A 9441-nucleotide genomic window follows, 5' to 3' on the forward strand; every position below is an offset into this window, starting at 1 on the left:
TACTTTTCTTTGTCTTGCCAAAGAAAAGTAGGCAAAAGAAAGGCGCGCCCGAGACGGCGACCCCTTCCTTGAATTTGTGTAACCGGGCGGAGAGGAAGGCAAACTCGCTTCGCTCAGACAAGCCTCCCTCTTTTTTCCGCCCGCTTACACAAATTCAAGGCGCCATCTAGGGCAGGAACGTCAACGGCCGAACCGTTGGTGTGCGGGCCCTGGTGGCTCTTGTTTGTTGCTGTTGCTGCTCGCTCTGCTTCGCGTTGTGCTGCTGATTCCTACTGCAGTTGTGCTCTGATTGTTTGGCCGTTGGAGCCCTAGATGGCGCCTTGAATTTCTGTTGCAGAGAGGAAAAAGAGAGGAGGCTGTCTGAGCGAAGCGAGTTTGCCTCCTCTCCCTCTCTGCGACATAAATTCAAGGAATCCTTCGCCATCTCGGGCGCGCCTTTCTTTGCTTACTTTCTTTGGCAAGACAAAGAAAGTGAGTCGGCCCCGGCAGGGGCCGAAAGGGAGGCAGACCACCAACAAAAAACCAAGACCCACCCCCACAACAAAGCATCAGTCCGCCGGCGTAATGTCGATATGGCAATGCGACGAATGCGAGTGCGAAGCATCAGCGCTTTGATGCAGATGATCCTGCACCTCCACCCGCATCCCCAACCGCGCCAGCAGCTTCCGATCCGCATCGGCCTCCGGGTTATCCGTCGTCAGCAGCTTCTCGCCATAGAAGATCGAGTTGGCGCCCGCCATGAAGCACAGCGCCTGCAGCGCATCGTCCATCGCCTCGCGGCCAGCGGAGAGCCGCACCATCGCCTTGGGCATCGTGATGCGCGCCACGGCAATCGTGCGCACGAAATCAAACGGATCCAGTTCTTCGTTGCCCGCCAGCGGCGTGCCTTCCACCTTCACCAGGTTGTTGATGGGCACCGAGTCCGGATACGGCTCCATGTTCGCCAGTTCGGCGATCAGGCCCGCGCGCTCGTGCACCGATTCCCCCAATCCGACGATGCCGCCGCAGCACACGTTGATGCCCGCTTCGCGCACGTGTTCGAGCGTGTCGAGCCGATCCTGATACGTGCGCGTGGTGATGATCTCGCCATAGAACTCGGGCGCGGTATCGAGGTTGTGGTTGTAGTAGTCCAGGCCCGCTTCCTTCAACTGCACGGCCTGTTCCTGCTTCAGCATGCCGAGCGTCACGCAAGTCTCCAGCCCCATCGCCTTCACGCCGCGCACCATCTCAGCCACGGCGTCGAGCTGATGCGGTTTCGGGTTGCGCCACGCGGCGCCCATGCAGAAGCGGCTGGCGCCGTTCTGCTTGGCCCGTGCGGCGGCTTCGAGCACCGCGTCGACCGGCATCAGCTTTTCAGCCTCGACCCCGGTGTCGTAGCGCGCCGATTGCGGGCAGTACGAACAGTCTTCGGGGCAGCCGCCGGTCTTGATGGACAGCAGCGTCGACAGCTGAACCGCATTCGCATCAAAGTTGGCGCGGTGCACCTGCTGCGCCTGGAACAGCAGGTCGTTGAACGGCAGGGCGAACAGCGCTTCGATGGCTTCGCGGCTCCAGCGGGCGTTGGGATTCTGCCCGGGCGTGGGCGGCACCTTGGCGGCGTTCGGCACGAAGTTCAGTGGAGTGGATTGCATGAGGACTTCCTTCAAGTGATGCGTGGTTTCGTTGTTATGCGGGTCAGGCCGGCAGCAGCCAGTTCGGCTTGCGCTTGCCCAGGAAACTCTGCACGCCTTCGCGGCCTTCTTCCGAGGCGCGGATGGCGGCGATGCGCTCGGCGGTATCCGCCAGCAAGGCGTCGTTGACGGCGGCGCCAGCCACCTCACGCACCAGGCGCTTGCTCTCGCGAACGGCATTCGGGCTGTTGGCGACGAGCGCGGCTGTAATGTCGCCCACCTTGGCGTCGAGCGCGTCTGCGTTCACGAGTTCATGCACGAGGCCCAGGCGATGCGCCTGCGCGGCGGAGAAACGCTCGGCGGTGATGAAGTAGCGGCGCGATGCCTGCTCACCCAGCGCGCGGATCACGTATGGGCTGATGGTGGCCGGGATCAAGCCAAGCTTCGCTTCCGACAGGCAGAAGTTGGCGGTATCCACCGCGACGACGATGTCGCACGCGGCGACCAGGCCGACGCCGCCGGCATACGTGTCGCCCTGCACGCGCGCGATCACGGGCTTGGGGCAGGTGTAGATGGCGCGCAGCATTTCGGCCAGGCGCAGGGCGTCGGCGCGGTTCTCGTCATCGGAGTAGCCGGCCATCTTCTTCATCCAGTTGAGGTCGGCGCCCGCGCAGAAGGCGGGCCCGTTGCCGGCCAGGACGATGGCGCGCACGCTGGGCTCATCGGCCAGCGCGCGGAACGCACCGGTCAGCTCGGCGATGACGGTCTCGTTGAAGGCGTTGCGCACGTCAGGCCGATTCAGCGTGAGCGTGGCGACGGCGCCGTTCTGTGCGAAGGCGAGGGTCTCGAAAGTGTTCATTCCGGGTCCTTGTTGGTGTCGGACTTGGGGTCGTCTGCGCCGGAGGCCTCTGCGGCTGTGGGGCTGGCTGGGCCGACCGGACCGACAGGGCCTGCGGGCAAGCCCAGTTCGCGCAGGAAGGCGTCGACCTGCGGTAGCCAGATGCTCAACCCCGCGTGGCTGGCAAACATGCCGTGCGAGTCGCCCCTGAAGGTGCCGAAATCCACCAGCCGGCCTTTGCCGCCCGCACTCGTGTAGGCCGCGAACATCTTCTCGGGCATCGGCTTGGGCCAGTAGCTGTCGTTGTCGCCGTAGAACCAGAGCGACGGGTAGCGTGACTGGCGGCCGTACGTTTCAAAGGCGCGCACGAGATTGCTTTCCCAATCGACGCAGGTGTCGTTGCGCAGGCCACCGGCAAAGTTAACCAGCCCGCGCACGCCGGGGTAGGCGATGGTGCCGAAGGCCAGCGTGGTCAAACCGCCGTGCGACTGGCCCATGACGACGATGCGGTTGCGGTCCACGTACGGCTGCGCGGTCATGTAGTCGAGCGCGGCCACCACGTCTTCTGCCTGGATGATGCCGTTGGCTTCCACGTTGCAGCCGCTGCCGATATACGCGCCGCCGGATTTGGAAAACCCCTGCCGCATCGGGATGGCCACCACGTAGCCGCGCGCGACCAGCGCCGCCGCCTGCTCGCTGTAACGGGCACGCGATTGGAATGCCGCCTTGCCGCGCGCCTTGCCGTGATTGAGCACGATGAGCGGGAAGGGCCCGTCGCCGGCGGGCTTGTAGATCGTGGTTTCCAGCTTGATGGTGAAGATGCCCGCAGACTTGGGCACATCCACCACCGTTTCGGTCATGCCGGGCGGGAGGGGTTCACTGGCGTGCGCGGCTGTGAGCAATAGCGCGCAGCCAACGGCTGCCCAGGCGCTGCGCCACGTTCGCGCGGTGTTGCTATTCACTGCAGATCCCTGTTCGATGGGCGGTCCGCTTACATGCGGAACACGCCGAAGTTCATGTCGCCGATCGGTGCATTCAGGCTTGCCGACAGGCCCAGGCCCAGCACATTGCGCGTGTCGGCCGGGTCGATGACGCCGTCGTCCCACAGGCGCGCGCTGGCGTAGTACGGATGGCCCTGGCGCTCGTATTGCTCGCGGATCGGCGCCTTGAAGGCGGCTTCTTCCTCGGCGCTCCACTGGCCGCCCTTGGCCTCGATGCCGTCGCGACGCACGGTGGCGAGCACGCTGGCCGCCTGCTCCCCGCCCATCACCGAGATGCGCGCGTTCGGCCACATCCACAGGAAGCGCGGCGAATAGGCGCGACCGCACATGCCGTAGTTGCCCGCGCCAAACGAGCCGCCGATGATGACCGTGAACTTCGGCACCTGCGCCGTCGCCACCGCCGTCACCATTTTCGCGCCGTTCTTGGCGATGCCTTCGTTCTCATACTTGCGGCCGACCATGAAGCCGGTGATGTTCTGCAGGAACACCAGCGGGATCTTGCGCTGGCAGCACAGCTCGATGAAGTGCGCGCCCTTGAGCGCCGCCTCGGAAAACAGGATGCCGTTGTTGGCGATGATGCCCACCGGGTAACCCCAGATGCGCGCAAAGCCGCAGACCAGCGTCGTGCCGTAGCGCGCCTTGAATTCGTCAAAGGCGGAATCGTCGACGATGCGGGCAATGACTTCGCGCACGTCGAACGGCTTGCGCGTGTCGGTCGGGATCACGCCGTACAGCTCTTCGGCGGGATAGCGCGGCTCGATGGGCGTATGCACCTGCACCTGCTCGGGCTTGCGGCGGTTCAGGTGCGCGACGATGCTGCGGGCCTGCGCCAGCGCGTGCGAGTCGTTGTTGGCGAAGTAATCCGCCACGCCGGACAGGCGCGTGTGCACATCAGCGCCGCCCAGGTCCTCGGCGCTCACCACTTCGCCGGTGGCGGCCTTCACCAGCGGCGGGCCCGCCAGGAAGATCGTGCCCTGTTCCTTGACGATGATCGACTCGTCGCTCATGGCCGGCACATAGGCGCCGCCCGCCGTGCACGAGCCCATCACCACCGCGATCTGCGGAATGCCCTTGGCCGACAGATTGGCCTGGTTGTAGAAGATGCGGCCGAAGTGGTCGCGGTCGGGAAACACGTCGTCCTGGTTCGGCAGGTTGGCGCCGCCCGAATCGACCAGATAGATGCAGGGCAGGTGGTTCTGCTCGGCGATCTCCTGCGCGCGCAGGTGCTTCTTCACCGTCATCGGGTAATACGTGCCCCCCTTGACCGTGGCGTCGTTGCAGACGATGACGCATTCCTGCCCCGAGATGCGGCCGATACCGGTGATGATGCCGGCGCCCGGTGCCGCATCGTCGTACATGCCGTACGCCGCCAGTTGCGACAACTCCAGGAACGGCGTGCCGGGGTCGAGCAGTTGCTGCACGCGGTCGCGCGGCAGCAGCTTGCCGCGGGCGAGGTGCTTGGCGCGGGCCTCTTCGCCGCCGCCCTGGGCGATGCGGGCCACCTTGTCGCGCAGGTCGGCGACGAGCGCGCGCATGGCATCGGCGTTGGTCTTGAAGTCTTCGGCGCGGGGGTTCAGCTTGGTTTCGAGCGTCGGCATGGCAGAAGTGCGAGGTTCAGTCAGAGAAGGTGCCGTCGACGTACAACCAACGGCCCTCGGTGGATTCGGCGCCGCTGGCGTCCAGGCGGACGAAGCGGCTGGTTTCATGCAGGCGATGCGCGCGGCCGCCCACCTTGTAGCGCGCGACGAACTCGACCGTCGCGTGCGTGGCGTCCAGCGGCGTGTGGCGCTTCACGTCCAGGCCCAGCCAGCGCGTGGAGGCGGCGTCGGCCTCCGTCGCCTCGAGATCGGCGGGGCAGGTGGACGGATGCCACGTGCGCCGCAGGTACGCCGTATCGCCCAGCACATAAGCGCTGTAGCGCGAGCGCATGAGCTGTTCGGCGGTGGCCGGCAGCGCTTCGCCCGCGTGGAACGGGCCGCAGCAGCGCGCGTAGGTACCGTTGCCGCACGGGCAGGCGTCGCTCGTGCCGAGGCGGGCGATCGGCTTGGCAGGGCTCACGCCAGCAGCTCCGGAAGTTGGCGCATGTCGGTGAACGTGCGCGAAGCACCGGCTGCCACCAGCGGCCCAGGTGCGTTGCGGCCGGCGTAGGCCAGCACCGTCATGCCCGCAGCGTGCCCAGCGGTCACGCCCGTCGGGCTGTCTTCAATGACCACGCAGCGCGCGGGCGCAACGCCCAGCTTGCTCGCCGCGAGCAGGTACACGTCGGGTGCGGGCTTGCTGCGTGCGACTTCGGTGGCCGAAAAGATGCGCGCGTCCGTCGGCTGAAAGCGGTGGATCAGGCCCGTGCGATTGAGCTGCAGTTCAACCTTCATGCGGTCGGCGCCGGAGGCCACGGCCATCGGCAGGCCAAGACCGGACAGCGCCTCGATCGCATCGGCAATGTGCGGCACGGCCTCCACCTCGGCTTCGAGCAACGCGTTGCGGCGGGCATGGAATGTGGACAGCCAGTTCGGCGGCAGCGGCGCGCCGCGCATCTCGGCAATCGCATCGAGTTCTTCGCGGATGGCTTTGCCCAGGAAGCGCTTGATGGAATCTTCCAGGCTGATGTTGATGCCGAGTTCGGTCAGCATTTCCCAGATCAGGCGGTTGACGATGGGTTCGCTGTCGACCAGCACGCCGTCGCAATCGAAGAGGATCGCGTCAAAGCGCGGGTGAGCCGAGGTGGGTTGGGAGACTGCAGTCATGCCGAGTGGGTTGAGAGGTTCAGACCGCCTACGCCAGCGCGCGGGCGATCAGGATTTTCTGGATGTCGCTTGTGCCTTCGTAGATCTGGCACACGCGCACGTCGCGGTAGATGCGCTCCACCGGAAAGTCGCTGACGTAGCCGTAACCGCCGAAGACCTGGATGGCGTCGGAACAGACGCGCTCCGCCATCTCGCTGGCGTTGAGCTTGGCCATGGCGGCTTCCTTCAGGCAAGGCCGGCCGGCATCTTTCAGGCTGGCGGCGTGCCAGACCATCTGGCGTGCCACGTCGATGCGGGTGGCCATCTCGGCCAGGCGGAACTGCACGGCCTGGTGCGCAAACAGCGGCTGGCCGAAGCTCTCGCGCTCCTTGGCGTACGCCAGCGCGGCTTCAAAGGCCGCACGCGCCATGCCCACGCTCTGCGCGGCAATGCCGATGCGCCCGCCTTCCAGCCCGGACAGCGCCATCTTGTAGCCGGCGCCTTCTTCACCCAGCAGGCAATCGGCGGGGATGCGGCAATCTTCGAACACGATCTGCGCCGTGTCGGACGAGTGCTGGCCGAGCTTGTCTTCGAGCCGCGCGACGATGTAGCCCGGCGTGTTGGTCGGCACCAGGAACGCGCTGATGCCGCGCTTGCCTGCCGCCTTGTCGGTCACGGCCATGACGATCGCCACGTCGGCATGCTTGCCGCTGGTGATGAACTGCTTCACGCCGTTGAGCACCCAGTGGTCGCCATCGCGCACGGCCGTGGTGCGCAGCGCCGATGCGTCGGAGCCGACGTGCGGCTCGGTCAGGCAGAACGCGCCGAGCATCTCGCCGCGCGCCAGCGGCACGAGCCACTGCTGCTTCTGCGCATCGTTTGCAAACGCCATCAGCATGCTGCACACGGGGCAGTTGTTCACGCTGATGACGGTGGAGGTGCCGCCGTCGCCCGCGGCAATCTCTTCCAGGATCAGCGCCAGCGACAGGTAGTCGAGCCCCGCACCGCCGAGTTCTTCCGGCACGGCCACGCCATAGGCGCCCAGCTCGCCGAGCTGGCGGTGCACGTCTTTCGGGAACGTCGCATCGCGGTCCCATGCGGCAGCGTGCGGGGTGATCGCCTCGCGCACGAAGGTGCGGATGGCGTCGCGAATCATCTCTTGCTCTTGGGTCAGCAGCATTGTTTCGGCCTCACCATGCAATGACGCTGCCGTCGTAGTTGCGGAAGCCGCCGTTGTCGGCGCGCGTGGCACCGGCAATCACGCGGCGGATGCCCGCCACGCTTTCCTGCGGCGTGATGGCCGCGCCTGCACCGCCCATGTCGGTCTGCACCCAGCCCGGGTGGAAGGTCAGGCACGTGGCGTTCCTGGCGTCGAGCGACACGGCGCGCAGCACGGCATTCACCGCGGCCTTGCTCGCGCGATACAGCCAGCCGCCGTTGCTCTCCATCTCGCCGATGCTGCCCATGCGGCTGGAGATGACGGCAAGCACGCCGCCGGCCTCATCCGCACCATTGCGTCCGGCTTCCACCATGGGCAGCACGGCGGGCAGCACGCTCATCGGGCCCCACACGTTGGTGTGCATCACGGCATCGAAATCCGCCTGGCTGACGGGCGTGGCGCCCTGCGTGCGCGGTCCGTAGATGCCCGCCACGTAGATCGCCACGTCCAGCGCTTCGCCGTCAAGCTTCCATGCAAGGCCGGCGACGGCGTTGGGGTCGGTGAGGTCGAGCACGTGCGTTTCCGCGCCCAATGCCTGCAGCGCCTGCGCGGCTTCCTGCGTGCGCACGGTGGCGATCACGCGCCAGCCGTCTGCGCGGTACTGCTTGACCGTTTCCAGGCCGATGCCGCGCGACGCGCCCAGGATGAGCGCGGTGCGCGTGCGGCGCGATGTTGCGTTCGTCATGCGCGCGCCTTAGTAGAGTTCGATGCCAACAGCCGTGGCCTCGCCGCCGCCAATGCACAGGCTGGCCACGCCGCGCTTGCCGCCGCGGTGTCGCAGGGCGCCCAGCAGCGTCGCGATCACACGTGCGCCCGAGGCACCGATCGGATGGCCCAGCGCGCACGCGCCGCCGTTCACGTTCACCTTCTCGTGCGGGATGCGCAGGTCGTGCATCGCGGCCATCGGCACCACGGCAAACGCCTCGTTGATCTCGAACAGGTCGACGTTGCCCGAGTTCCAGTCGAGCTTCTTGAACAGCTTGTCGATGGCCGTGACCGGCGCCGTGGTGAACCAGCCGGGTTCTTGCGCGTGCGTGGTGTGGCCGAGCATCACCGCCAGCGGCGTGATGCCGAGCTGCTTGGCAGTCGACTCGCGCATCATCACCAGCGCAGCCGCACCATCGTTGATCGACGAAGACGATGCGGCCGTCACCGTGCCGTCCTTCTTGAACGCGGGCTTGAGCGAGGGGATCTTGTCGACCTTGATGCGGCGCGGGCCTTCATCGGTGTCGATGACGGTGTCGCCGGCTTTGCCCGACACGGTGACGGGCGTAATCTCCCAGCGGAACGCGCCGGATTCGGTGGCCTCCTGCGCGCGGCGCACGGACGTCATCGCGAAGTGGTCCTGGGCCTCGCGCGTGAAGCCGTACTTCTCGGCGCAGTCCTCACCGAAGGTGCCCATGGCGCGACCCTTTTCATAGGCGTCTTCCAGGCCGTCGAGCATCATGTGGTCGTAGATCATGCCGTGGCCGATGCGATAACCGCCACGGCCTTTCGGGATCAGGTACGGCGCATTCGTCATGCTTTCCATGCCGCCCGCGACCACCACATCGACCGAGCCCGCGAGCAGCGCGTCATACGCGTTCATGGCCGCGCGCATGCCCGACCCGCACATCTTGTTGACCGTGGTGCAGCCGACCGACAGCGGCAGGCCCGCGCCCAGTGCGGCCTGGCGTGCCGGTGCCTGCCCCTGGCCCGCAGGCAGCACGCAGCCCATGATGACTTCTTCGATCTGTTCCGGTTTCAGGCCCGCACGTTCGACCGCCGCGCGAATGGCAGCGGCGCCGAGTTGCGGGGCAGTGAGGCTGGCGAGTTCACCTTGGAAGGCGCCCATCGGGGTACGGGCTGCTGAGGCGATGACGATGCGGTCGGACATTGCTGCAATCTCCTGGAACTGTGCTTGGGACATGTTCTGCACTTGTGGTGCAGGGGTTGTGTGTCTCTTGCGTGTTGGGTGGGCCTTGTTGGTCCATCTCCGTTTCGTCCCCTGCCGGGCCGACTCACTTTCTTTGTCTTGCCAAAGAAAGTAAGCAAAGAAAGGCGCGCCCGA

Annotated in this window: 9 protein-coding genes; all 9 read right to left on the reverse strand. The window is 66.1% G+C overall.

The features are described from left to right. Window positions 1-548: 548 nt before the first annotated feature. The 9 genes from bioB to A6M56_RS19145 are packed head-to-tail and all read right to left on the reverse strand — an operon-like array spanning window position 549 to window position 9267. The gene (bioB, locus tag A6M56_RS19105; RefSeq protein ID WP_062738691.1) at window positions 549-1631 is read right to left on the reverse strand and encodes a biotin synthase BioB; all 1083 of its coding nucleotides are present in this window, start codon (window positions 1629-1631) and stop codon (window positions 549-551) included. A gap of 43 nt (window positions 1632-1674) precedes the next feature. Next, a complete protein-coding gene (locus A6M56_RS19110) occupies window positions 1675-2469 on the reverse strand; it encodes an enoyl-CoA hydratase/isomerase family protein (RefSeq protein ID WP_102080664.1) in 795 nt (264 codons plus the stop codon). Further along, on the reverse strand, window positions 2466-3410 hold the full coding sequence (locus A6M56_RS19115) for a dienelactone hydrolase family protein (RefSeq protein ID WP_045785606.1): 945 nt from the start codon (window positions 3408-3410) through the stop codon (window positions 2466-2468). Before A6M56_RS19115 ends, A6M56_RS19110 begins: the two co-directional genes overlap by 4 nt. A 29-nt stretch (window positions 3411-3439) precedes the next feature. Further along, on the reverse strand, window positions 3440-5047 hold the full coding sequence (locus tag A6M56_RS19120; protein ID WP_045785607.1) for a carboxyl transferase domain-containing protein: 1608 nt from the start codon (window positions 5045-5047) through the stop codon (window positions 3440-3442). 16 nt (window positions 5048-5063) lie between these two features. After that, window positions 5064-5489, reverse strand: a complete 426-nt coding sequence (locus A6M56_RS19125; protein ID WP_045787743.1) for a YchJ family protein — start codon at window positions 5487-5489, stop codon at window positions 5064-5066. Window positions 5490-5503: 14 nt separating this feature from the next. Next, a complete protein-coding gene (locus A6M56_RS19130; protein ID WP_045785608.1) occupies window positions 5504-6193 on the reverse strand; it encodes an HAD family hydrolase in 690 nt (229 codons plus the stop codon). Between the two features lie 28 nt (window positions 6194-6221). Continuing rightward, window positions 6222-7352 (reverse strand): acyl-CoA dehydrogenase family protein, encoded by a 1131-nt coding sequence (locus A6M56_RS19135; protein WP_062738688.1) that lies wholly within the window; start codon window positions 7350-7352, stop codon window positions 6222-6224. A 10-nt stretch (window positions 7353-7362) separates the two neighbouring features. After that, a complete protein-coding gene (locus tag A6M56_RS19140; protein ID WP_045785610.1) occupies window positions 7363-8076 on the reverse strand; it encodes an SDR family oxidoreductase in 714 nt (237 codons plus the stop codon). 9 nt (window positions 8077-8085) lie between these two features. Further along, the gene (locus A6M56_RS19145; RefSeq protein ID WP_045785611.1) at window positions 8086-9267 is read right to left on the reverse strand and encodes an acetyl-CoA C-acetyltransferase; all 1182 of its coding nucleotides are present in this window, start codon (window positions 9265-9267) and stop codon (window positions 8086-8088) included. Window positions 9268-9441 lie beyond the last annotated feature (174 nt).

The organism is Ralstonia sp. RL (assembly GCF_001683835.1).
Classification (GTDB): domain Bacteria; phylum Pseudomonadota; class Gammaproteobacteria; order Burkholderiales; family Burkholderiaceae; genus Ralstonia; species Ralstonia mannitolilytica.

Excerpts from the sequence above, each read along its gene's own strand:
- bioB (WP_062738691.1), bottom strand. The coding sequence starts at position 1,631 with ATGCAATCCACTCCACTGAACTTCGTGCCGAACGCCGCCAAGGTGCCG.
- A6M56_RS19110 (WP_102080664.1), bottom strand. The coding sequence starts at position 2,469 with ATGAACACTTTCGAGACCCTCGCCTTCGCACAGAACGGCGCCGTCGCC.
- A6M56_RS19120 (WP_045785607.1), bottom strand. The coding sequence starts at position 5,047 with ATGCCGACGCTCGAAACCAAGCTGAACCCCCGCGCCGAAGACTTCAAG.
- A6M56_RS19130 (WP_045785608.1), bottom strand. The coding sequence starts at position 6,193 with ATGACTGCAGTCTCCCAACCCACCTCGGCTCACCCGCGCTTTGACGCG.
- A6M56_RS19135 (WP_062738688.1), bottom strand. The coding sequence starts at position 7,352 with ATGCTGCTGACCCAAGAGCAAGAGATGATTCGCGACGCCATCCGCACC.
- A6M56_RS19140 (WP_045785610.1), bottom strand. The coding sequence starts at position 8,076 with ATGACGAACGCAACATCGCGCCGCACGCGCACCGCGCTCATCCTGGGC.
- A6M56_RS19145 (WP_045785611.1), bottom strand. The coding sequence starts at position 9,267 with ATGTCCGACCGCATCGTCATCGCCTCAGCAGCCCGTACCCCGATGGGC.